Annotated in this window: 16 protein-coding genes; 3 read left to right on the forward strand and 13 right to left on the reverse strand. The window is 64.8% G+C overall.

Translation table 11 applies throughout. The features are described from left to right. Positions 1–3 precede the first annotated feature (3 nt). From M2361_RS01960 to M2361_RS01990, 7 genes are all read right to left on the reverse strand, one after another. Positions 4–1203, reverse strand: coding sequence for an acetyl-CoA C-acyltransferase (locus tag M2361_RS01960; RefSeq protein WP_259245970.1), 1200 nt, complete (start codon positions 1201–1203; stop codon positions 4–6). A 10-nt stretch (positions 1204–1213) separates the two neighbouring features. Beyond that, entirely contained in the window at positions 1214–3604 is a 2391-nt protein-coding gene (locus M2361_RS01965) for a 3-hydroxyacyl-CoA dehydrogenase/enoyl-CoA hydratase family protein (protein ID WP_259245971.1), read from the reverse strand. Positions 3605–3683: 79 nt separating this feature from the next. Further along, positions 3684–5006, reverse strand: coding sequence for an OmpP1/FadL family transporter (locus tag M2361_RS01970; protein ID WP_259245972.1), 1323 nt, complete (start codon positions 5004–5006; stop codon positions 3684–3686). 94 nt (positions 5007–5100) lie between these two features. Continuing rightward, positions 5101–7116, reverse strand: coding sequence for a 3-hydroxyacyl-CoA dehydrogenase NAD-binding domain-containing protein (locus M2361_RS01975; protein WP_259245973.1), 2016 nt, complete (start codon positions 7114–7116; stop codon positions 5101–5103). Continuing rightward, positions 7113–8408: an acetyl-CoA C-acetyltransferase gene (locus M2361_RS01980; protein WP_100856606.1), complete on the reverse strand. Its 1296-nt coding sequence runs from the start codon at positions 8406–8408 to the stop codon at positions 7113–7115. The genes M2361_RS01975 and M2361_RS01980 overlap by 4 nt, the downstream gene beginning before the upstream one ends. A gap of 12 nt (positions 8409–8420) precedes the next feature. After that, a complete protein-coding gene (locus tag M2361_RS01985) occupies positions 8421–10769 on the reverse strand; it encodes an acyl-CoA dehydrogenase (protein ID WP_259245974.1) in 2349 nt (782 codons plus the stop codon). Between the two features lie 71 nt (positions 10770–10840). Beyond that, positions 10841–11512 (reverse strand): TetR/AcrR family transcriptional regulator, encoded by a 672-nt coding sequence (locus tag M2361_RS01990; protein ID WP_259245975.1) that lies wholly within the window; start codon positions 11510–11512, stop codon positions 10841–10843. Positions 11513–11899: 387 nt separating this feature from the next. Here M2361_RS01990 and M2361_RS01995 point away from each other — a divergent pair, with 387 nt between their 5' ends. The 3 genes from M2361_RS01995 (at position 11900) to M2361_RS02005 (ending at position 15838) form a co-directional block, all read left to right on the forward strand. Beyond that, the gene (locus tag M2361_RS01995) at positions 11900–13504 is read left to right on the forward strand and encodes a hypothetical protein (RefSeq protein WP_259245976.1); all 1605 of its coding nucleotides are present in this window, start codon (positions 11900–11902) and stop codon (positions 13502–13504) included. Positions 13505–14066: 562 nt separating this feature from the next. After that, positions 14067–14819, forward strand: coding sequence for a response regulator transcription factor (locus M2361_RS02000; RefSeq protein ID WP_259245977.1), 753 nt, complete (start codon positions 14067–14069; stop codon positions 14817–14819). Between the two features lie 353 nt (positions 14820–15172). Beyond that, the gene (locus M2361_RS02005) at positions 15173–15838 is read left to right on the forward strand and encodes a response regulator transcription factor (RefSeq protein WP_259245978.1); all 666 of its coding nucleotides are present in this window, start codon (positions 15173–15175) and stop codon (positions 15836–15838) included. A gap of 477 nt (positions 15839–16315) precedes the next feature. Here M2361_RS02005 and M2361_RS02010 read toward each other — a convergent pair whose 3' ends face one another. From M2361_RS02010 to M2361_RS02035, 6 genes are read right to left on the reverse strand one after another with little or no spacing between them, the layout of a single operon-like run. After that, the gene (locus M2361_RS02010) at positions 16316–17563 is read right to left on the reverse strand and encodes a glycosyltransferase WbuB (protein WP_259245979.1); all 1248 of its coding nucleotides are present in this window, start codon (positions 17561–17563) and stop codon (positions 16316–16318) included. Beyond that, positions 17560–18120 carry a putative colanic acid biosynthesis acetyltransferase gene (locus M2361_RS02015; protein ID WP_100856599.1) on the reverse strand — a complete coding sequence of 187 codons (561 nt, stop codon included), beginning with the start codon at positions 18118–18120 and terminating at the stop codon, positions 17560–17562. The genes M2361_RS02010 and M2361_RS02015 overlap by 4 nt, the downstream gene beginning before the upstream one ends. Beyond that, positions 18117–19010 (reverse strand): glycosyltransferase family 2 protein, encoded by an 894-nt coding sequence (locus M2361_RS02020; protein ID WP_100856598.1) that lies wholly within the window; start codon positions 19008–19010, stop codon positions 18117–18119. Before M2361_RS02020 ends, M2361_RS02015 begins: the two co-directional genes overlap by 4 nt. 13 nt (positions 19011–19023) lie before the next feature. Then, positions 19024–20151: a glycosyltransferase gene (locus M2361_RS02025; RefSeq protein WP_259245982.1), complete on the reverse strand. Its 1128-nt coding sequence runs from the start codon at positions 20149–20151 to the stop codon at positions 19024–19026. Further along, positions 20144–21448 (reverse strand): O-antigen ligase family protein, encoded by a 1305-nt coding sequence (locus M2361_RS02030; protein WP_259245983.1) that lies wholly within the window; start codon positions 21446–21448, stop codon positions 20144–20146. Before M2361_RS02030 ends, M2361_RS02025 begins: the two co-directional genes overlap by 8 nt. 12 nt (positions 21449–21460) lie before the next feature. Then, positions 21461–22378, reverse strand: a complete 918-nt coding sequence (locus M2361_RS02035; RefSeq protein ID WP_259245984.1) for a glycosyltransferase family 2 protein — start codon at positions 22376–22378, stop codon at positions 21461–21463. Positions 22379–22380 lie beyond the last annotated feature (2 nt).

Below are 22380 nucleotides of genomic sequence, written 5' to 3' on the forward strand. Positions count from 1 at the left end.
GCCTTACATCGCCTCGAACAGCCCGGCCGCGCCCATGCCGGTGCCGATGCACATGGTGACCAGCCCGTACTTGCCGCCCGTGCGGCGCAGGCCGTGCGTGATGGTGGCCGTGCGAATCGCGCCGGTAGCGCCCAGCGGGTGGCCCAACGCAATGGCGCCGCCCAGCGGGTTGACCTTGGTGGGGTCCAGTTTCAGTTCACGAATCACCGCCAGTGATTGGGCTGCGAAGGCTTCGTTCAGTTCGATCCAGTCCAGCGCGTCTTGCGTGATGCCGGCGCGCTCCAGCACCTTGGGGATCGCCGCCACAGGGCCGATGCCCATCACCTCGGGCGGCACGCCGGCCACCGCGAAGCTGACGAAGCGCGCCAGCGGGCTCAGGTTGAATTCGCGCAGGATGCGGTCGGACACCAGCACCACGGCGGCCGCGCCGTCGGACATCTGCGAACTATTGCCGGCCGTGACGCTGCCGCGCGTCGAGAACACGGGACGCAGCCGCGCCAAGGCTTCGGCGCTGCTGTCCGGGCGCGGGCCTTCGTCCACTTCCACCAGGCGGCGCACCACGCGCACCGCGCCGCTGGCGCCGTCAGGCAGATGCGACACCACTTCATACGGCGTGGTTTCAGCGCGGAAATGACCGGCCGCGATCGCGGCGCAGGCCTTCTGGTGCGAGGCCAGCGCGAAGGCGTCCTGATCCTCGCGCGAGACCTTCCAGCGTTCAGCGACCTTTTCACCGGTCAGCCCCATGCCGAAGGCCATGCCGATGTTCTCGTCGTGGGCGAAGATCTCGGGGTTCATCGACACCTTGTTGCCCATGATCTGCGGCATCGCGCTCATGGATTCGGTGCCCGCGCCGATCATGATGTCGGCCTCGCCCAGGCGGATGCGCGCGGCGGCGTCCGCCACCGCCTGCAAGCCCGATGTGCAGAAGCGGTTGACGGTCACGCCCGCCACGCTTTGCGGCAGGCCCGCCAGCAGCAGGCCGATGCGCGCCACGTTCATGCCTTGTTCGGCTTCCGGCATGGCGCAGCCGGCAATCACGTCTTCGATGCGCGCGGTGTCCAGCGCCGGCACCTGCGCCAGCGCGCCGTTCAGCGCGGCGGCCAGCATGTCGTCGGGGCGCGTGGTGATGTAGGCGCCGTTGCGCTTGCCCACCGGCAGGCGCGTGGCGGCGACGATGTAGGCGTCTTGTATCTGCTTGGTCATGATGCTTTCCTCAGTTGCGCAACGGCTTGCCGGTTTCCAGCGTGTGGCGAATGCGGGCCTGGGTTTCAGGCGTGCGCAAGAGCGCGACGAATTCGCGGCGCTCAACCGCCAACAGCCATTCTTCGTCCACCTTCGTGCCGGTTTCGACTTCGCCACCGCACAGGGCCACGGCGGCGCTGCGCGCCACGCGGTAATCGTGCGCGCTGATCATGCCGCCTTCGCGCATGTTGACCAACACCATCTCGAAGTTGGCGATGCCGTTGCGGCCCGCCACGGGAATGTTCGACAGTCGCGGCGGCGGTGTGTAGCCGGCCTCGGCGGCGGCGCGGGCCTGGCCGATGGCAACAAACAGCAGCTCGTCTGGGTGGAACAGCACGATGTCGTGTTCGCGCGCGAAGCCCGCGTCGATCGCTTCCAGCGCGCTCTTGGCCACCTGCGCCATGGCGATGGTCTGGAAGACGGGTTGCAGGTAGGGGAAAACCTCGCCCGGCGTCGCGGTCTTGGCCGCCAAGGCAGCCGCGCGGCCGGCGAATTCCTTGCTGCCACCGCCTGCGGGAATCAGTCCGACGCCCGCTTCCACCAGGCCGATATAGCTTTCCAATGCCAGCACGCGGTGCGACGCGTGCATCAGGAATTCGCAGCCCCCGCCCAGCGCCATGCCCTGCACGGCGGCCACGGTGGGAATCTGCGCGTACTTGAACGACTGGGACGCGCGCTGGAATTTTTCGACCATGGCTTCCAGCATGTCGAACTGGCCCTCGGCGCACGCCTGCACCACCTGCTGCAAGTTGGCCCCCACGGCAAAGGGCGGTTCGTGCCAGATGACCAGGCCGTCGAAATCACGTTCGGCACGCGCCACGGCTTGCAGCACGCCTTCCAATACTTCGCCGCCCAGCGTGTGGTTCTTCGATGTGACGGACAGGATGGCGATGCCCGCATCCAAGTCCGGCAGGTTCCACAAGCGCACGCCTTCGTTTTCCCACACGGTGACGCCACGATCATCCGGGCCTTCACCGAAGACACGCTCGGGGAACAACTGGCGGCGATACACCGGCAATGAAGAACGCGGATGCAAGGTGCCGGTGCGCGCGGAATACGAGCCTTCGGGCGCATGCACTCCCTGGCGGTCAGATTCCTGCACCCAGGCGGGCAGGGGCGCGTTGCTCATGGCGCGGCCGGCGGCGATGTCTTCAGCCACGGCGGCGGCAATGTCCTGCCAGCCTGCGGCCTGCCAGGTTTCAAACGGGCCTTGCGCCCAGCCAAAGCCCCAGCGCATGGCCAGGTCCAGGTCGCGCGCGTTGTCGGCCACGTGCTCAAGCTGCACGGCGCTGTAGTGGAAGATGTCGCGGAACAGGCTCCACAGGAACTGCGCCTGCGGGTGCTCGCTGGCGCGCAGCGCGGCAAAGCGCTTGGCGGGGTTGCGTTCCTTCAAGAGGGCGGCAACCTCATCGGCCAGCTTGCCGGCGCTGGGCACGTAGTCTTGCGCCTTCAGGTCCAGCACCAGGATGTCGCGGCCTTGCTTGCGGTAGACGCCCGCGCCGGTCTTCTGGCCCAGCGCGCCTTTCTGGATCAGGGCCGACAACCATGCAGGCAGCGCGAAGTAGCGGTGCCAGGGGTCGTCGGGCAGGTTCTTTTCCATGGTGCCCACCACGTGGGCCAAGGTGTCCAGGCCGACCACGTCGGCCGTGCGATAGGTGGCGCTCTTGGGGCGGCCGATCTTCGGACCGGTCAGCGCGTCGACTTCGTCAAAGCCCAACCCCAGGCGCGCGGTGTGGTGCATGGCGGCCAGGATGGAGAACACGCCGATGCGGTTGGCCACGAAGTTGGGCGTGTCCAGCGCGCGGATCACGCCCTTGCCCAGCGTGGACGTAAGCCAGGTTTCCAACTGGTCCAGCACGGCCGGCTGCGTATGCGACGTGGCAATGATTTCCACCAGGCGCATGTAGCGCGGCGGATTGAAGAAGTGGATGCCGCAGAAGCGCTCACGCAGGCTTGCGGGCAGGGAGTTGGCCAGCGCGTCGATCGACAGGCCGGACGTGTTGGATGCAACGATGGCGTCGGGCGACACATGCGAGGCAATGCGCTCGTACAGCGCCGTCTTCCAGTCCATGCGTTCGGCGATGGCTTCGATGACCAGGTCGCAGCCACGCAGCGCGTCCAGGTGGTCGTCGTAGTTCGCGGGGGTGATCAGGGCGATGCGGGCCGCGCCGGCCAGCGGGGCGGGTTCCAGCTTTTTCAGGCCGGCCAGGGCCTTGTTGACGATGCCGTTGCGGTCGCCTTCGGACGCGGCCAGGTCGAACAGCGTGACGGGCACGCCGGCATTGGCCAGGTGGGCGGCAATTTGCGCGCCCATGACGCCGGCGCCCAGGACGGCAACGTGTTTGACGACGAACTTGCTCAAGGGGAATCTCCTTCAAAAAACGGGGGGCGGCGCGGCCGCCCGCCCGTGCAAGCCTGAATGCGGGGCCTGATCTTGGCGCCTAGAAGCGGGACGTCAGTTGCAGGCCCACGATGTGGGCGTTGCTGTTATAGGTGCCCGCCACGCGGCCCTTGGTCGCCGCACTGCCGGACGTGGTGTCGATGTCCGTGTCGCGCAGGTACAGATAGGTGTAACCCAGGTCCAGCGTGGTGCTCTTGGTGGCTTCCCACTGCACGCCGGTCGAGAACCAGTAACGGTTGTTGTCGGGCAGGGACGTCGGGCGGTCGGCCTCGTTGTGGACCGGCGACTGGTCATAGGCCAAGCCGAACTTCCACTTCCAGGCCGGGGCGAACTTGTAGTTCGCGCCCACGGCGATGCGCCAGGTGTCGCGGAAGTTCAGGGGCAGTTCATCGTCGCGCGCGCCGGGGCCGGAGTTGCGGATTTTCAGCTCGGGAATGCTGCTCCAACCCGTCCACGATACGTCGCCCAGCAGTTCCCAGCGTTCGTTCAACTGGTGCGCGGCGCTGAGGATCAGCGTATCGGGCAGGTCTACCGAGGCCTTGGCATCGAACGACACCGATTGCCGTGCCGGGCCGATGTTGCTGATGTCGGTATCGCCCTTGGCGGTGTGCTTGATCTTTGAACGGTACGACAGGCCGATGCGGGTGTCTTCCGTGGGTTGCAGCATGAAGCCGACGTTCCAGCCCCAGGCATCGCCCTTCAGGTTCAGGTCGGCATCGCCATTGGTGGCGACCGGCAGGCCGGCAATCGGCACCACCGTTTTTTTCTTGTAGTTGGCGTCGATGTGTTGCCAGTTCACGCCGAAGCCCATCGAGAACTTGTCGTTCACCTTGTAGGCAATCGACGGGTTCACGTTGATGGTCTTGATCTCGAACTTGTTGGAGTGGTACTGGCCTACCCAGTCGTCGTCGTATTCGGTCATGAGGCCGAAGGGGGCGCCGACGCCCAGGCCGATGTACCACTGCTCATTCAATTGCCAGGAGGCATACAGGTTGGGTACCACGCCCAGGTTGCCTGCGTCGCCACCGTTGCCGCCGGTGGGCACCGAACCGTTCAGGCCCGAGCCCGGAATGCCGGGAACGCTGGGATTGCGGCTGTCGCCGTTGTCCTTGAATTTGAACGACGGCTTGATCAGATTGACCCCGCCCGAAAAGTTCACGCCCGGCAGATACGTCATGCCGGCCGGGTTGTAGTAGATGATGCTGGCGTTTTCCGGATTTGCCGCCGAGCCTGCGTAGGCGTTGCCCAGGCCGCTGGCGTTCTGCTCTAAGAGCTGAAAGCCGGCGGCGTAGGACGTTGCGGACGCGCCCAAGCCGACCACGATGGCCGACAAGGTGCTCAGGGACAATGAACGTCTGCGCATGGTACTGCCTCCTCGAGTTGGATGTATGTCTCTATGGCACTGCCGGTCTGTTTGTCGGGCCGGTCTAATCGGCGTGAGCCGTTCTGCTGCGGTGCTAGGCATTGCTGCCCCGGTAATGCAAGGGTCCGCCCGTGAAAGGCGCGAACCCCGTTCCAAAAATCACGCCGGCATCGGCCAGGTCGGCATCGGCGACCACGCCGTCTTCCACGCGCTGCCGGGTGGCGTCCACCAGGGGCTGGATCAGGCGCTGCGCCAGGCCGTCGGGTACGGAAGAGGCGGGGGCGGCGTTGGCCTTGCCCGCTTTGTCCTTTTCCGCTTTAACCGGCTTGCCGTCGCGCCAGGTGTAGAAGCCCTTGCCGGTTTTCTTGCCGAGGTCGCCGCGTGCCAGCCGGTCGGCCAGGCAGCGGGGCGGCTCGGCGCCATCCGCCAGGGCTTCCCCCGCCGCGCGCGCGATGTCCAGGCCCACCGTGTCGGCCAGCTCCAGCGGGCCCATCGGCATGCCGAACGCCACCATGGCGGCGTCGACGGTTTCTGGCGCCAGGCCGTCGTCCACGCTGCGCATGGCTTGCAGCATATAGGGCGCCAGCACGGCGTTCACGAGGAATCCCGGCGCGCTCTTGACGGGAAGCGCCAGCTTGTCGATCTGACCCACGAAGGCGCAGGCGCGCGCGGTGGCGTTGCTCATGTTGCTAGTCGTGTTGGCCCCCGCGTTGCCCGCCGCGTTGCTGCCCATGTCACCCCCGTCGCCGTCGGCATGCACCACTTCCACCAGCGGCATCTTGGCCACCGGGTTGAAAAAGTGGATGCCCACCAGCCGTTCGGGCCGCGCCAGCCCGGCGCGCAAGGTTTCCAGTGACAGGCTGGACGTGTTGGTGGCCAGCAGCGCGTCGGCCTTCATGTGAGGTTCCAGCGACGCATACAGTGCACGCTTGGCGTCGGCTTGTTCGCTGATGGCTTCGATGATGATGTCGGCGCGCGGCACGCCACCGCCCGCGGGGTCGGGAATCAGGCGGTCCAGCGCGGCGCGCGCCAGACGGGGATCTTTCAAGCGGCGCGCATACAGCGCGGCGGCGCGCTTGATGGCGGGGGCGATGCGCGCCATGTCCTGGTCTTGCAAGGTCACCGTCATGCCCTTGAGCGCGCACCACGCAGCGATGTCGCCGCCCATCGTGCCCGCGCCCACCACATGCAGATGGCGCGCGGGCGCGACGCCAGGCTGCTTGCCGTTGGCCTTCAGCCGTTCCTGCAAGCGGAACACGCGCAGCAGATTGCGCGCCGTGTCCGACGAAATGATGCCGTCGATCAGCTCAGGAGCCTGCAAGGCGTTGCCGCCATGTTTTTCCCAGAGCGTGACGATGGCGGGCGCGGCGGGGTAGTGCCCCAGCGGATCTTTCTCGGCGATCTGCTTGCGCGCGCGATTGGCGACGATGGCCTTGAACGGCCAGCGGTTGGCCAGGCCGCCCAGCCCGCGCGCGCGGCGCGGCGGCTTTTTCGACAGCACGGTCTGGCGGGCGGCGGCGTGCAGCAAGCGCGTGGGCACGCGCGCGTCGGCCAGGCCGAGCGCGGCGGCGCGCCGGGCATCCGCGCCCCGGCCGGTCAGCATCATGTCCAGCGCGGCGGGCGCGCCAATGACTTGCGGCAGGCGCAGCATGCCGCCCCAGCCGGGAAAGATGCCCAGCATGACTTCCGGCAGCGCCAGCGATGTGCCGGGCTGGTCGGCCACCAGCCGGTAGCGGCAAGCCAGCGCCAATTCCAGGCCGCCGCCCAGGCAATGGCCCTGAATCAAGGCCAGCGTGGGATAGCGCACGGCGGCCAGGCGGTTGAACAGGTTCCAGCCACGGGCCACCAGCCCGCGCGCTTGTTCCGGGGTGTCCAGGTTGGCGAATTCGTTGACGTCGGCGCCCACGATAAAGCCCGTGGCCTTGCCGGACTGGATGATCAGCCCCTTGGGCGGGGCGGCGTCCAGCGCGTCCAGCACCACGGCCAGCTCGGCCATGGTGTCGGCCGACAGCGCGTTCACGGCGCTGCCGGCGCGGTCGAACGTCAGCCATGCCAGGCCGTCGGTGTCGCGCTCCAGGCGCCAGTGCGAAAGCGAGTCGATGGTCGTCATGGGCGGTCCTCGTCCAGGGTTTCAACCAGCATGGCGCCGCCTTGGCCGCCGCCGATGCAGATGGCCGCCATGCCGCGCTTGGCGCCGCGGCGCTTGAGCGCGTCAAGCAGGTGCAGCACAATGCGCGCGCCGGACGCGCCCACCGGGTGCCCGATGGCGATGGCGCCGCCATCGACGTTGAGCTTGGCGGGGTCCAGCGAGCCCCATGCCGGTGTCCCGAAATGCTCCTGGCAATAGGCTTCGTCGCGCCAGGCCGCCAGGCAGCCCAGCACCTGCGCCGCGAAGGCTTCGTTGATTTCCCACAAGTCCAGGTCGTTCAAGCCAAGACCGTGGCGTTGCAGGATGGGGGTGGCGGCATGCACGGGACCCAAGCCCATTTGCGCGGGGTCCAGGCCGGCCCACTGGCTGTCGACGATGCGGCCGATGGGGCGCAGGTTCCATTTGGCGACGGCGTCTTCGGAAGCCAGCACCAGCATGGCCGCGCCGTCGGTCACCTGCGAGCTGTTGCCCGCCGTGATGTTGCCCCAGGGCTTGTCGAACACGGGTCTGAGCTTGGCCAGCTTGTCGGGCGTGGAGTCTTCGCGCACGCCGTCATCGTCGGGGTACAGCTTGCCCTGGTTATCGATCAGCGGTGTGATTTCACCCAGCGCGCCCGCCGCGCGCGCAGCCAGCACGCGCTGGTGGCTGCCCGCCGCGTAAGCGTCCATGGCGGCGCGGTCGATGCCGAAACGGGTGGCGACGTTCTCGGCGGTCTGGCCCATCGACAGGCCCACCACCGGGTCCGTCAGGCCCTTGAGCAGGCCGATGACCGGCGCCAGGTTTTTCAGTTTGAAGCCGCGCAACGCCGCCAGTTTGGCGCCCACGCCGCGTGCCGCGTACCAGCCCGACAACCAGCGCACCATCTCGTCCGAGAACAACAGCGGCGCGCGCGACAGCGCATCGGTGCCGCCGGCCAGCACCAATTGCGAGCGGCCGGACTGGATGTTGGCAATGCCGGAATCCAGCGCCTGCATGCCGGACGCGCAATTGCGCATGACCGTCCAACCGGGCACCTGGTTGCCGCAGCCCAGGCGCAGTGCAATCACGCGGCCGATGTTGACTTCATCGGGCGAGGGCGCGGCGCAGCCTACGATGACTTCGTCCAGATCGGTGGGCGCATAGGGCTGGCGCAGCAACAAGGCACGTCCGGCCTGCACCGCCAGATCGCCCGCCGAAAATGGGCCCGGCCCGGTGCGGGCTTTGAGGAAGGGCGTGCGGGCGCCATCCACGACATAAACCGGTTTGAATGCCATCGGGGCCCTCCGTCAAGCGACCTTGCGTTCGGCGTCGGGCCGGGCGGCCTGCGACGCGCCAAGATCAAAGGGGAAATCATCCACTTTCACCACGGTATCGCGCAAGCTGTTGCGGCGTTTCACCACGGCATATTCTTCCGCCGTGATGCCGCCTGCCGCGTAGGCGGCATCGGCAATGTCGCGCACGTTGGCTTGCGGGTTGCCTTCCAGCGTGCCGCGCTTTTCCAGTTCGCGGATCTTGGCGTCGATGGGCTCGGCTTCCAGCGTGGCGGCCAGCGCTTGTTCGATCGCGCCCACGGGCTCGTCGGCGGTGGCGGGCAGGTGGCAGCCCGAGGTCAGGCGGTCGCGCGTGGCGCCCGGGTTGATCAACAGCCGCGCCACGTCCTGGCCCAGGATGTCCGAGGGCTGCGTCTGCGTGCGGCCCCAGGGGAAGATAAGCCGCGCCATGCTCCAGGCCACAAAGCGGTTGGGGAAGTTGTCCAGCACGCCGTCGAATGCTTCCTGCAACTTGAACAGCGCGTCCTGGATCGACCAATGCGCAAGCGGCGCATCGGCGGCCTGGCGGCCTTCGTCCTCGAAGCGCTTGAGCGTGGCGCTGATCAGGTACATCTGCGAGAGCACGTCGCCCAGGCGCGCCGACAAGCGTTCGCGGCGCTTCAGGCTGCCGCCCAGTACCAGCATCGACGTATCGGCCAGCAGCGCGAAGGCGGCCGAATAGCGGCTGAGTAACTGGTAATAGCGCTTCATGTCGGGTGCCACGTCGGCGTTCACCTTGACCCAGCGCGCGCCAGTCAAGGCGGTGCCCAGGGTGCGCAGCTTGTTCTTGGCCACAAAGCCCACGTGGCCCCAGAAGGCGGCATCGAAGTCGGTCAGGCCTTGCCTGGCGTCCGACGATTGCGCGGCCTGCATTTCAGCCAGTACATAGGGATGGCAACGGATGGCGCCCTGCCCGAAGATGATCAGGCTGCGCGTCAGGATGTTGGCGCCTTCGACGGTGATGCCGATGGGAATCTGCTGGTACGCCCGGCCCAGGAAGTTGTTGGGGCCCAGGCAGATGCCCTTGCCGCCAATCACGTCCATGCCGTCGTTGACGACCTGGCGCGCGCGTTCGGTCACATGGTATTTGACGATGGCCGACACGACCGATGGCTTTTCACCCAGGTCCACCGCGCCCGCCGTCATGCTGCGCGCGGCGTCCATCATGTAGGTGTGGCCGCCGATGCGGGCCAACGCTTCTTCCACGCCTTCGAACTTGCCGACGGGCATGCGGAACTGGCTGCGCACGCGCGCATACCCGCCCACGGCGCGCGCCGTCAGCTTGGACATGCCGGTGTTGGAAGAGGGCAGCGAAATCGAACGGCCCGCGGCCAGGCATTCCATCAGCATGCGCCAGCCCTGGCCGGCCATGGCGGGGCCGCCGATGATGAAGTCCAGCGGCATGAAGACGTCCGTGCCGCGCGTGGGGCCGTTCATGAACATGGCGTTCAGCGGGAAGTGGCGGCGGCCGGTGTCCACGCCGGGATGGTCGTGCGGCACCAGCGCGCAAGTGATGCCCAGGTCCTTCTTGCCGCCCAGCAGGCCGTCGGGGTCATACAGGCGGAACGCCAGGCCCAGCAGCGTGCAGACCGGGGCCAGCGTGATGTAGCGCTTGTCCCAGGTGACGCGCATGCCGATCACTTCGCGGCCCTGCCATTCGCCCTTGCAGACAATGCCGCTGTCGGGGATGGCGGCGGCATCCGAACCCGCCCACGGGCTGGTCAGCGCAAAGGCCGGCACGTCTTCGCCGCGCGCCAGGCGCGGCAGATAGTGGTTCTTTTGTTCATCGGTGCCGTAGTGCAGCAGCAGCTCGGCGGGGCCCAGCGAGTTGGGCACCATGACCGACACCGCCAGCGCGGACGAGCGCGTCGACAGCTTGGTCACGATTTCGGAATGCGCGTAGGCCGAGAACGCCAGGCCGCCATATTCCTTGGGGATGATCATGCCCAGAAAGCCCTGGGTCTTCAGATAGGTCCAGACCTCGGGCGGCAGGTCGTGGCGTTCCTGCGTGACGCTCCAGTCATTGACCATGCGGCAGGCGGTTTCGGCCTGGTTATCCAGAAAGTGCTGTTCTTCGTCGGTCAGGCGCGGGCGCGGGTAGGCCAGCAGGCGGCTCCATTCGGGGCGGCCGCGAAACAGCTCGCCTTCCCACCACACCGTGCCGGCCTCCAGCGCGTCGCGCTCGGTGTCGGACATCTGCGGCAGCACCTTGCGGTACAGGTTGAAGATGGGCGCGGACAGCAGCGCCCGGCGCAGCGGCCGCACGGTCAGCACGATGGCGGCAAGGGCCGCGATAACGAGAAGCGTGAGGATCACTGCGTTCATTTCTTTTGTCTCCGTAAGGTCTGTCTTGCGCTGTGTCTGGTCTGGTGCCGGTCTTGCGCCTGCCGTGGCCGCTAGGTGCCGGCCACGGGCGGCAAGGGCGCGCGCAGGCCGCCCAGCAGAAAGCTCATCAGCCGGGGCAGCAGCATGTCGGGGTTGTCGGGTTGTTCGGATTCATCGATCTGCCAGCCCGTGACGGAGCGCAGCAGATCGGTGCCGATGATGGCGTAGGACGTGGCGCCCAGCATGAACTGGAAGCGCCACACGATTTCGGCCTTGGGTACGTCGGGCAGGGCGGCGAACAGCGCGTTGCGGTAGCGCTCGAGCACGTCGGCGTATTCCTCGGCGAACAGCGCGCGAATGAAGTCGGACGGGTGCGTCATGGTGCGTTCCAGCAGCGGCAGGAAGGTGCTGCCGGCCTGGGCCGGATCGGCGGCCAGGCGCAGCAGCGTGCCGAAGAAGGCATCCACGATTTGCGAGGGCTTCAAGGGCTTGCCTTCGGACTGCGCCTCAAGCTCATCCAGCAGCCGCATGCGCTCGCGATTCAGCACTTCCAGGCGCCGCTTGAGCACCGCCTGAACGAGTGACTCTTTTGACCCGAAGTGATAGTTCACCGACGCCAGATTGACGCCGGCCGCACCCGTGATCTGGCGCATCGACGTGCCGTCGTGGCCCTGCTGCGCAAAGAGCGCCTCGGCCGTGTCCAGGATGGAATCGCGGGTGTTGGGAGTTCTGATTTCTTGCATAAAGTTGAATTCAAACGTTTGTTTAAAAGCGATTATGCGGTAGCCAAGGTGGAGAAGCGAGCACGGCTATCCCCAATAGGGTTTACCCCTAAAGTGCGGAGAGTCCATGAACGGCGTACTAGTAGACGGTGCCGTTGCACCGGATCAGCTAGACCGGAAGGATGAAGGCGCGCGCCGTCGGACGAGCTTCCGCTAGCCCGGTGGCACGAGGCTGAGCCCTTCGTCCTCGGGCGCGCGACCTAGGTTGTATGTGGTCTGGAAGGCTTGGGAAAAACCCCGCAGTATCAGCGCGAGGACTTAATTGCGTTGCATCGGCGCTGCCGGCGGCGACCCCGCGCGCCCGGCCGGTGCGGGTGCCCAAGACGCCCTGACACAGGAGCGGGACAAATGAAAACCTACCGAGTGGGACTGTTGGTTGACGGGTATGAGCAACCCGGCTGGATGCATGAGATGGTGGACTGGCTCATCCACAGCCAAGACTTCGATATCTCCGCCTTGTTGGTGATGGACGGCCCGGGCGCCGAGAAGCCGCCTCGCCTGGCCACCCGTGCCTTGTTCGGCACGCTGTCGCGTTTCGAGTCCCGCATGCTGCCCGCCAAGCAGCGCCAGATGCTGTCGTGCGGTGATATGCGCCAGCGCATGCCGTCTGCTTCGGTGCCCGTGCTGCCGATTGAAGTCGGCGATAAGGGGCAGGGCACGCAGGATGCGGTGACGGCGCTGGGGCTGGACCTGGTCATCACGCTGGGCGCGTCGCGCGCCACGCGCACGCAGATGAGGGGCTGGGCGCGGTTGGGCGTGTGGCAACTGAGTTATTCCGACATTGCCGTGTCGACCAGCCGCTACGCGGGATTCTGGGAAGTGTTCCAGCGCCAGGATCACACCACCGTAAAACTTTGGCGGGTGGGTCCCGCGCCCGAGCAGGACGAACTGCTGGACCAGCGCAGTTTCAATACCGAAGTGTTCTGGCTGAAAAATCAGGCGCGCGCGTTCAGCCTGGGCAATTTCATGGTCTACGACGCCTTGCAGGCGCTGGCCCGGGCGCGGCAGAGCGAGCCGGCCCCCGAAATGCAGATCATGAGCGGGCCGCGGCGCGCGGATCCGGTCGAGTGGGACAGCGCTGCCTATATCGCCCGCCAGGCTTGGTTAATCAGTGATTTGATTGTGCGGCGCATCATGAAGCGCAATATTCGATGGCGGATCGGTATGTTTCCGTCGTCAAGGCAGCAGGCGGTAGTATCGGAGGCGATGGTGCTGCAACCTCCCAAAGGTAGGTTCTTCGCAGATCCGTTTGTATATACCCACGATAAAAAACCGTATATATTTTTTGAAGATTACGATTTTACTTCCCGCAAGGGTACGATTTCGGTTGCGACCTACTCCGACGGGGCTTTCCGGCTGTTGGGCACCGCATTGAACCTGCCGTACCATTTATCTTTTCCGTATATTTTTGAGCACGATGGCGTCACGTACATGGTGCCGGAAACGTGCGGAAATCGCAGTATTGAATTGTGGAAATGCACTGAATTCCCGCTGAAATGGGAGCTTGATGTCACGTTAATGACCAATATATCGGCCGTGGATACCATTATTTTTAAATACGGCGAATATTGGTGGTTATTAACCAATATTGACCGTACGGACGGCCAAAGCCATTGTGACGAGCTTTTCGCGTTTTTCTCGGATTCGCCGCGCTCGACCGAGTGGACGCCCCACGCCTGCAACCCCATCGTGCGCAACCCCATGCGGGCCAGAAACGCCGGAATCGTTGTCTCGCCTAGCGGAGAGGTGATCCGCTGCGCCCAGTACCAGGGCTTTTGCCACTACGGCAAGGGCGTGTCCTTGAACCGCATTGAAGAGCTGACGCCGTCGACCTACGTCGAAACTGACGGTGAAATCCACTACGCCAACTTTTTAAGCAAGCGCCATGCTTCAATGCACCATTGGCACCATCAGGGGGGGCATACGGTATTTGACTTCGCCTATATGGAGTAAATGTTGCATCCGGCACGAAAATAAAAATGTTACCTATATTGCGAGTGGTCGATCCGCGCCCGGGCGCGGTGTGTCCGCGGAAACATATTGAGAGTCTTTCCGTGCAAATCTTGGGTTTCGTGCCGTGGAGAGCGTCTGCCTCGCCGCGGCTTTTTTTCGCCCGCGATCCGGCGCACATCATGACGAATCAAGCCTCTTGGCGGAGCTCGTCATAGGGAGAAAGCCGCGCCTGGCATAGCGGCGCTGGTGAAAACCCTAGCGGTAGAAAGGCGGAGGAGGCTTCCTCATCCGTATTTACGAGAGTGATTAAGGCTAACGAATGATTTCTGTTTTTATCGGATTATATCGCCCTGAAACGTCTTGATTTTGAAGGTTTCGAACCATAAGATGGGTCCATGCCATCCGTTATGTTGGCTACCAAAGTTGCCCAGCCCAAGTGCCCCGGTCCAGCTTCATTAGATATTCCGGGATATTGCGGACCACCCCCGTAGGGTTGGAAAAAAAATAGTCTTCAGCACAGCGAAGATCCCTTCTAGGCCCGTCGAAAAACCGGGAGGACACCATGGCCAAGATGGTCCTGATTGAAGCCCATCCGCTACTGCGGTTGGGGTTGTGGCAGATACTCAGCAAGTTGGATGATGTTTGGGAAATCGAGGGTATGGGCTTGGCGGATTTGTCCAAGGCCGACGGCGCGCACGCGGGCGCCGATCTCTTGATCTATGGGTTGCCGGTGGAAACCGACGAGGCATGGAGCGCGCTGCACGAAATTCAGCGCGTGCTCACGCCGAAGCGGATTCTGCTGTTGACGGATGTGATGCCCTTGCCGATGCCGGTGCAGGGCTTGCCCGGCGCCAGCGTGTATGGCTGCTTGATGAAGACGGCTTCGGTCGAAATCCTCGAAGCCGCGATTCGCCTGGTCATGGCGGGCGGACAGTGCTTTCCCAGCGAGCAGGCAATGCAGGCCCCGGCCTCCGCCGTCTGCGCGTTGCCGACCCGCGATGGCGACGATGCATCCGCCAAGGCCACGATGCCGGTCAGCGCCGGGGCGCAATTGCTTCAGATCACGCCGCGTCAATACGAAGTGCTGGTGTTGTTGGCCAGGGGCTATCCGATCAAGACCGTCAGCCGGATGCTCAACATTTCGGTTGCCACTGCAAAGACGCACGCATGCACGCTCTACCAACGTTTGCATGTCAAGAACAAGGGCGAAGCCGTGTACGCGGCGCTGCAACGCGGTGCGACCTTGGAATGGCATGAACCGAACAACGGCAGGGAGTCGGACACCGGGCAGATCTATGGGCGCAAGCTTGGGTAATGACAGGCGCGCCGCCTGCCCGGCGGCCAGGAACGAGTCTGTTCCGTTGCTGCCGGGTGCGCCCCACCATCACGCCTAAGTCATACACCGCAGTATCCGCGCCCGCCCGGGTGCGGTTTTCCTCCACCAATCATCCTCCTGAACGAGATCCAGCGAACGTGCCCGCTGATAGCATGGGTTGTGTCCGCAAGCATGGATCGAGAGCGCGAATCACAAGGCCTCGCGACGCCGGTCCAATAGCGCGGGCAAGATTCCCTTGGGGCTGGCGCCGCACATAACCTGCTTGTCGCAGCGTGATGCGCCGACGTCATGGGAACCGTGCATGGGCCCTGTGTCACAAGGTTCTCTCCGGGATGACAACCGTACTAATAGAAGACTACGCGCTGCTTCGCGTCGCCATCCAGCATGTCCTGGAACGCGTGCGCAACGCCGACGACATCCTGGCCATTTCGCCAGCGCATCTGCTCAATATGTCCAGTTCGATCAACCGCCCAGTGGAATTGCTGGTGATCGGTTGCAGCGGCGTTGCCGAACAGGACCTTGGGCTTATCTCGCAGTCCATGGCGTTCTTCATGCCGCGCCTGGTGCTGGTGCTGTATTCCGTACTGGACCCTGCGGTAATGGGCACGTGCGCGCGGGCGGGCGTGGCGGGCTATCTGCCCAAGGCCTCCAGCCCCGACGCGCTGGCCGCGGCCGTCAGCCTGGTGGTGGCGGGTGGCGAATGCTATCCGCAGCCCGCGGGCCGGCCGCAAGGCGTGTCGCAAGCGCCGCTGCATGAACTGCGCGAACTGACGCAACGGCAAGAGGAAATCCTGCAACTGCTGGTACAAGGAAAAACCATGCGCGAAATCGGCCAACACGTCGGCATATCGGTCGCCACGGTCAAGAGCCACGCGCGCACGCTGTACTGGAAACTCAACGCCCGCAACCAGGCCGAAGCCGCCTACATCGCCGTACAAATGGGCCTGGTAAGAAGCGGCGCCGTCCTCCCCCCCGCCAAGAAAGACCCGCCCAGCTAACGCCCACACGAACGGTAGGATGGGTGAAGCGCACCTCAAATGTAGGATGGGTGAAGCGCGCGCCTCAAATGTAGGATGGGTGAAGCGCGGCAAAGCCGCAAAAAGAACGAAACCGCCAATCGCGCGCAACCCATCAAGCAGCGCCCAATTTTTCCGCAGCCTCGCCGCATATCAACCGTTGCAAGATGGGTTGCGCGCGATCGGCGGTGTGTTCTTGCCGAGATCATGCCGCGCTTCACCCATCCTACATGCCACGGTGCAGCGCCCGTAGGATGGGTGAAGCGCGGCAAAGCCGCAAAAAGAACGAAACCGCCAATCGCGCGAAACCCATCAAGCAGCGCCGGAATAAAAAAAGGACGGCAGAAAAATCCCCGTCCTTTCTTTCCTAAAGAAATCCCTTCCTTTCTCCCGCAAGAAATCCCGTCCTTTCTCCCGCAAGAAATCCCCGTCCTTTCTCCCGCAAAACTCAAATACCCGCTACCTCCCCACCGCGGCCGCTTCCTTGCCCCCCACCACCTTTCCAAACTCCCGTTCCGCCGCCGCCAGCACCGCGTCCACATCCAGATTATTCAGCGCATACAACCTTGCCGCAGCCCCCAGCGTCTCGCGGATCGCTGCGTTGTAGCTCAGCTTGCGCACTGCTTCGGCCATCGCCTCGGCATCCTCGGGCGGCGTCACTAACCCGCAGCGCGCCACCACGCTCGCCAGCTCGGTCCCCCGCGCCGCGCCGCACACCACGGGCCGTCCGCTGGCCAGCATTCCCGTCAGCTTCGACGGCATCACCAGGTCGGCCGCGCCGGCGCGTTGCGGCAGCAAATGAATATCCGCGGTGTTCAACAACGCGCCCAGCCGATCGGCCGGCTGCAAATCCAGAAACACCACGCGCGCCAATCCCTGGCACGCCGCTTCCAAGGGTTCGCGTTCCGGACCTTGCCCGCAGAACACAAACCACAGCCGGCTCTCGCGGCTTAACCGGCGCGCCACATCCGCCAGCGTCTGCAAGCCTTGCTTGCCGCCCATGTTTCCGGAATACAGCGCCACGATGGCGTTTTCCGGAATGCCCAGCTCGGCGCGATAGTCACCACCCTCCGCGCGCGGTGTGATGGCGTTGACGTCGATCCAGTTGGGCAGCAGCACCGCGCGGTCGGGCTCCACGCCCTTGGCCAGCGCCAGGTCCAGCATGCGCTGGGAAATCGTCGACACCCGATCGAAGCGGCGCATCAACCAGCGCTCGGCTCGCTTCACCACCGCGCGCAGGCCGGCTCCCTTGAGCAGGCCTAGTTCAAACGCGGCGTCCACTTCGTAATCCTGGATGTGCAGCCACGCGCGCGCGCCGCACAGGCGCGCCGTGATCCAGGCGGCCGGTGCGCAGAACAACGCGGGCTCTACCACCAGGATCAAGTCCGGCCGCCCCGCCGCCGCGCGCAGCAGCGAGGGCAGGCTGGACAGCGCGAAGCTGGCCAGGTGGATCAGGCGTTTCAGCCCACCGGGACGCGAGGGCACCCACAGCGGTGCGCGGCGCACGGTCACGCCGCGCCGCACTTCCTTCTGGTAGCGTCCCGCGCGATAGCCGTCGTGTACCTGCCACTGCGGATAGTAGGGTGGGGCCGTCACCACGCTGACCTCGTGGCCGTGCGCGGCCAGCCATTCGGCCAGTTCGGCGCTGTACTTGCCGATGCCGGTCAGTTCGGGTGCGTAGTTGATCCCGTAGATCAGGATCTTCATGGTTTTGTCGCCATGCGTGGGCGCACCGGGCGGCAGGGGTTGCCGTGGCAGACCATCGCGGGCGGCATGTTGCGAAAGACCGAACTGCGCGCGCCCACCACGGCTTCGCGGCCGATGGTGACGCCGGGGCCGACGAAGACATCGGTCGCCACCCAGGCGCCGTCCTCGACGCGAACCGCGCGTTCGCGCAGGGGAAAGTCCGGCTGGCCGGCGTCATGGTCGGCCGCGCACAAATAACTGCGCTGCGACACGACGGCGTGCGCGCCGATCTGGATGGGACCCAGGCTGTAGAGGACGGCGTCATCGCCGATCCAGGCATAGTCCCCAATCTGCACCTTCCACGGATAGGTCACCGTGGCGCTAGGCCGAATCAACACCTTCTTGCCCACCTGCGCGCCAAAGCAGCGCAGCAACCAGCGCCGAAAGCCATACGCCACTTGCGGCGACCACCGAAACAAGGTGCTCTGCACCGTCCACCACAGTTGCACCGTCAGCGCGGAGCGGCCACGTTGGCCGGGCGCCAGCGCAAAGCGATCCAGTTGCTGCAATGTGCTCATTTGGCGGCTCCGGTCACGGCGTCGGCCTCGGCATCCGCCTCGCCGGCGCGCGCCAGCCGCGCCTTTTGCAGTTCTTCGGTCTTGATGCGGATCTGCCAGTAATACATGGCGCGGGCCACCGCGTAGTCATAGCCCGCCTTGCCGTCCAGGAAGCCCAGCCGGAACACGTAGGAATGCAGGAAAGAGATCGGCGCCTTGAAGGGCATGGCCTGGAAGATGCGCTTGAGCAGCGCGCGCGCGCCCACGTTGGCTTCGCGCGGATCGTTCATCAGACCCTTGGTGCGCAGGTTGGCTTCCCAATCCGAATAGCGGTTGTGCTTGTCGAAATAGTGGAACAGCGAATCGTGGTCGTTGTGCACCATGCGCTGGCGCAGGGCAAAGGTTTCGCCCTTGACCTGCGGCTGGTAGTGGCCTTCCACTTCCCACATATGCGCCACGTCCAGATCGTCGTAATCCAGGAAGCGCGATTGCTTGCGCGCCAAGAGCGCCAGCTTGTAGACGCGGTGGCCGTGTTCCAGCTTCTTGCCGCAGAACACGTAATCGAACGGCACGAAGGCGCCGCCCGCGCCCGCCGCAAAGCGAGGCAGCACCTCGCGGATTTCCTCGGCAAGGGCGGGGGTCATTTCCTCGTCGGCGTCCACGTACAGCACGACGGGATGCGAGAAGGGCAGTTGCTCCAGGCACCACTGCTTTTTCTTGGGGTACTTGCCGTTCCATTGGAAGTTGGAGACGCGGGCGCCCAGCGCCGTCGCCATCGCGCAGGTGGCGTCGGTGCTGTTGGAATCCACCACGAAGACTTCGTCAAAATCCACCAGCGCCTTCAGGCATTTGGCGATGTTGCGCTCTTCGTTCTTCGTCATGACCACCACGGAAACCGGTATTTTCTGCATGATTCCTTCCTGTTCAAGGCGTGCCGCGTTGCATCAGCGGCTGGAATAGCGCGATGACGTTGCGGCAGTGCCGCTCTAGGGAAAAGGCGTCGGCGCGCTCGGGGCCTTGCGCCGCCAGTTGCTCGCGCATCTTGGCGTCGTAGGCCAACCGGCGCACGGCGTCGGCCAGCGCCGCCGCGTCGCCCACCGGCACCAAGAGGCCGTAGCGGCCGGCGTCAAGAATTTCGGCGGGGCCGTGCGGACAATCGGTGGATATCACCGGCACGCCCAGGCACAGCGCTTCGACCAGCACGTTGCCGAAGCTTTCGCGGATGGAGGTCAAGGCGAACGCGCCGGCGCTGGCGATGACGGGAAAGGGGTTGTCGATATGCCCGGCCAGCGTGACGGGGCTGCGCGAGGCGCGCTCGTCGATGCGCTTTTGCAAGGCGGCGTGCTCGGAGCCTTCGCCCAGGATGGTGAAGGCGATGCCGGGGTCGTCCAGCAAGGCGGCGGCGTCGATCAGGGTGGCGTAGTCTTTCACGGCTTCCAGCCGGCCCACCGCCACCACCTGATAGGGCGCCGCGCCGTCGCCTTCGGTGCGCTGCGCGCCTTGCCGGCGCACATTGTCCAGGGGCACGCCGTTGTAGATCGTATGTACCTTGCCGCGCAGCGGCGGAAACATGCTGACCAGGTCTTCCTTCACGCCGCGAGACACGCCCACCACCGCGTCATGCCGGCGATACGTCTGGCTGACCAGCCAGCACTTCAGCCGCCGCATTTTCGACGCGCCGTAATGGATGGCGGGGCTGCTGTGTTCGAAGGCTACGGTGCGGAACTTGCCGCCCAGCATTTTCCTGGCCAGCACCACCAGCATGTTGCACAGCAAGCCGTGTGAACACACGATGGCCGGCTTGTCGCGGCGGATCTGGGCCATCAACTTCATGAAGGCAAAGGGCAGCATCAGCCGCAGCTTGGTGGATGATTCGATGATGGGCAGGGCGCGCGTCACCTTCGGGTTGGCGACGGGGTATTCCCGGTTGCGCGAACGCAGCAGGAACAGGGCGGAATCCACTCCCTGTTCCGGCAAGGCATCCACGATGAAGGCAACGCATCTTCCGACGCCGCCGTGCAAGTCTGGCGCGACAAACAAGACATCAGGCATGGGGTATCACTCTAGGTGGCGACCGGTGCGCGGCATCCGGACGGTGGCTGGTGGGGCGCCGGGCCACGGGCGCATCCGCCCTGGGCACGGGCATGATCTGGGCATTTCGCATCAACGACAGGCAGTAGCACAACAGGAATCCGGTGAAGGCGGTCTTGGGCGCGTAGGCCAGCCCGCCGGACAACGAATCAATGAAGATGTAGATGGGCGCGGTGGCCAGCAGGTAGCGCCGGTGCATTTCCAGGCCGGGATGCGCGTACCGCTTGAGCAAGGTCAGCAGCAGGATCAGCAAGGGCGGCAGCATGATCATGGTGGTGCCCACCACGCCGAACTTCATCAGGTAGAAGGCCCAGGAGTTGTGCGCGAAGGTGCTGAGCTCGAACCCGTTTTCGCCCATGACCCAACTGCGAAAGCCCGCGCCTTTGCCAAACACCGGGCTTTCGGCGAAGAAGTCCATCTGCCCTTCCATTTCCTGGATGCGCGCGCCGTAGCTGGAATCCTCGTCCAGCTTTTCGACGCTGAAGATGCGGTTGGCCAGGACGTCCAGGTAGCCGATGCTGGCGAACACCAGCACGCCCGCGACCGCGGCCGGCACAAAGATCAGCACCGCGCGCCGGCGGATTTCCGGGCCCGTGCCCAGCAGCACCGCGATGAAGACGGACACCGCCAATTGCAGGTACTGGCTGCGGTTCAGCGAAAACACCAGCGCCAGCAGCATGAACAATGTCAGCGCGTAGGCTTTGGGGCCGGACACGTTCAAGGTGCGCCGGAAGGTCAACAGCGACACCACGCCAAAGGGGATGGCCCAGACGCCCAGCCGCACATTGCGCAGGGGATCCGCCACGCTGAAGCCCATGGCTTGTTCCAGCAACATCTGCACGGCCACGAACAGGCAGGCCGCCACGATGTACTTCTGCAGCACGGCGTAGGCGGCGGGGCTGTCGATGTCCTTGTAGCAAAGGAAGGGCGTGCACAGAAAATAGAACACGATGCGCAGGTCGCGCGCCACGTCGCCCGTTTCAATGCCGGGGTGGTCCATCGACACCAGCAACAGATAGATCACCGACAAGGTCTGCAAACCCAACAACGCGCCCAGCATGCCGCGTGGCAAGGCATAGGCGCTGGGCTCCGACAGCCGCAGCGCCTTGACCGCCAGGATCATCACGAACAGCACATCGAAGGGCGACAGCTTGAAGCTGCCGACACCCAGGATGAAGCGGTCATCGTTCAGGGCCAGCGCGGTGAAGGCGAACAGCCCCAGCAGATGCAAGGTGGAGAAGCGGCGGTGCGGGCTCATGTCGGCATCGTCCTAGTGCGCGGCCCAGTCGTCGCGTCCGAAGATCTTCGTGGTCAGCTTTTCGAACAGGTACGTCAGGTCGCCCTGGCGTGCGTGGGCGGCCACCTTCGAGGCGCGGCACGACAGTTCGAACAAGCGGCCCAGTCCGGGCTCGGTGCGCCGGATGCGCGTGACGATCTGCTCGCGCTCTTCCAGCAGCACGTCCTGCATCAGCGCCGTCTTGGTTTCGTCGTGGGCGGTGTAGACGCCCAGCGCATCGGGCACGATCAGGTTCTTGCCTTCGCGCAGCAAGCGGCTCCAGAGTTCCAGGTCCATGCAGTAGCGCATGCTTTCCTGCAGCAGCCCGTACTTGCGCAGCAGGTCGCGCCGGAAGATGGCCGACTGGTTCGGAATGGATGCCTTCACCACCGTCAACGTGCCCCGGTTGACCGGCGTGTAGTGGATCTTGCGGAAGATGTGGTTGTTGGCGTCGGCCACGAACAGGTTGCCGCTGACGATCGGCGCGCGCCCGCGCGAGGCCGCCGTGCCCAGCTTGCGCAGCGCGCCGGGAAAATACAGGTCGTCTGAATTCTGCCAGCCGACGTAATCGCCCGTGGCGCGCTCGAAGCCCTTGTTGATGGCGTGCGATTGCCCGCGGTCCGGCGTGCTTTCCCAGTAGCTCAGATACCGTTCGTACTTGCGGATGATGTCCACGCTGCCGTCGGTCGACCCGCCATCGATGATGATGTATTCCAGACGCGGATAGCCCTGGTTCAGCACCGACAGAATGGTGCGTTCCAGGAACTTGGCCTGGTTGAACGAGGGGGTCACGATGGTCACTTTGGGCAACAGGCCGCCGGCGATCGGCGCGGGCGGACGCAGCTCGCGGACGAAGTCGATGAGCTGACGTGAATACTCGTTATGACGCTTGCGCATGTAAGACCTCAGCATGT

This window comes from Achromobacter sp. JUb104 (assembly GCF_024806975.1).
In the GTDB taxonomy this organism is placed as follows: Bacteria; Pseudomonadota; Gammaproteobacteria; order Burkholderiales; family Burkholderiaceae_B; genus Achromobacter; species Achromobacter spanius.

What these genes read in the sequence shown, in the direction of transcription:
- M2361_RS01975 (WP_259245973.1), bottom strand. Translation starts at nt 7,116, where the DNA reads ATGACGACCATCGACTCGCTTTCGCACTGGCGCCTGGAGCGCGACACC.
- M2361_RS01985 (WP_259245974.1), bottom strand. Translation starts at nt 10,769, where the DNA reads ATGAACGCAGTGATCCTCACGCTTCTCGTTATCGCGGCCCTTGCCGCC.
- M2361_RS01960 (WP_259245970.1), bottom strand. Translation starts at nt 1,203, where the DNA reads ATGACCAAGCAGATACAAGACGCCTACATCGTCGCCGCCACGCGCCTG.
- M2361_RS01990 (WP_259245975.1), bottom strand. Translation starts at nt 11,512, where the DNA reads ATGCAAGAAATCAGAACTCCCAACACCCGCGATTCCATCCTGGACACG.
- M2361_RS02005 (WP_259245978.1), top strand. Translation starts at nt 15,173, where the DNA reads ATGACAACCGTACTAATAGAAGACTACGCGCTGCTTCGCGTCGCCATC.
- M2361_RS02025 (WP_259245982.1), bottom strand. Translation starts at nt 20,151, where the DNA reads ATGCCTGATGTCTTGTTTGTCGCGCCAGACTTGCACGGCGGCGTCGGA.
- M2361_RS01970 (WP_259245972.1), bottom strand. Translation starts at nt 5,006, where the DNA reads ATGCGCAGACGTTCATTGTCCCTGAGCACCTTGTCGGCCATCGTGGTC.
- M2361_RS02015 (WP_100856599.1), bottom strand. Translation starts at nt 18,120, where the DNA reads ATGAGCACATTGCAGCAACTGGATCGCTTTGCGCTGGCGCCCGGCCAA.
- M2361_RS02010 (WP_259245979.1), bottom strand. Translation starts at nt 17,563, where the DNA reads ATGAAGATCCTGATCTACGGGATCAACTACGCACCCGAACTGACCGGC.
- M2361_RS02035 (WP_259245984.1), bottom strand. Translation starts at nt 22,378, where the DNA reads ATGCTGAGGTCTTACATGCGCAAGCGTCATAACGAGTATTCACGTCAG.
- M2361_RS01995 (WP_259245976.1), top strand. Translation starts at nt 11,900, where the DNA reads ATGAAAACCTACCGAGTGGGACTGTTGGTTGACGGGTATGAGCAACCC.
- M2361_RS02000 (WP_259245977.1), top strand. Translation starts at nt 14,067, where the DNA reads ATGGCCAAGATGGTCCTGATTGAAGCCCATCCGCTACTGCGGTTGGGG.
- M2361_RS02030 (WP_259245983.1), bottom strand. Translation starts at nt 21,448, where the DNA reads ATGAGCCCGCACCGCCGCTTCTCCACCTTGCATCTGCTGGGGCTGTTC.
- M2361_RS01980 (WP_100856606.1), bottom strand. Translation starts at nt 8,408, where the DNA reads ATGGCATTCAAACCGGTTTATGTCGTGGATGGCGCCCGCACGCCCTTC.
- M2361_RS02020 (WP_100856598.1), bottom strand. Translation starts at nt 19,010, where the DNA reads ATGCAGAAAATACCGGTTTCCGTGGTGGTCATGACGAAGAACGAAGAG.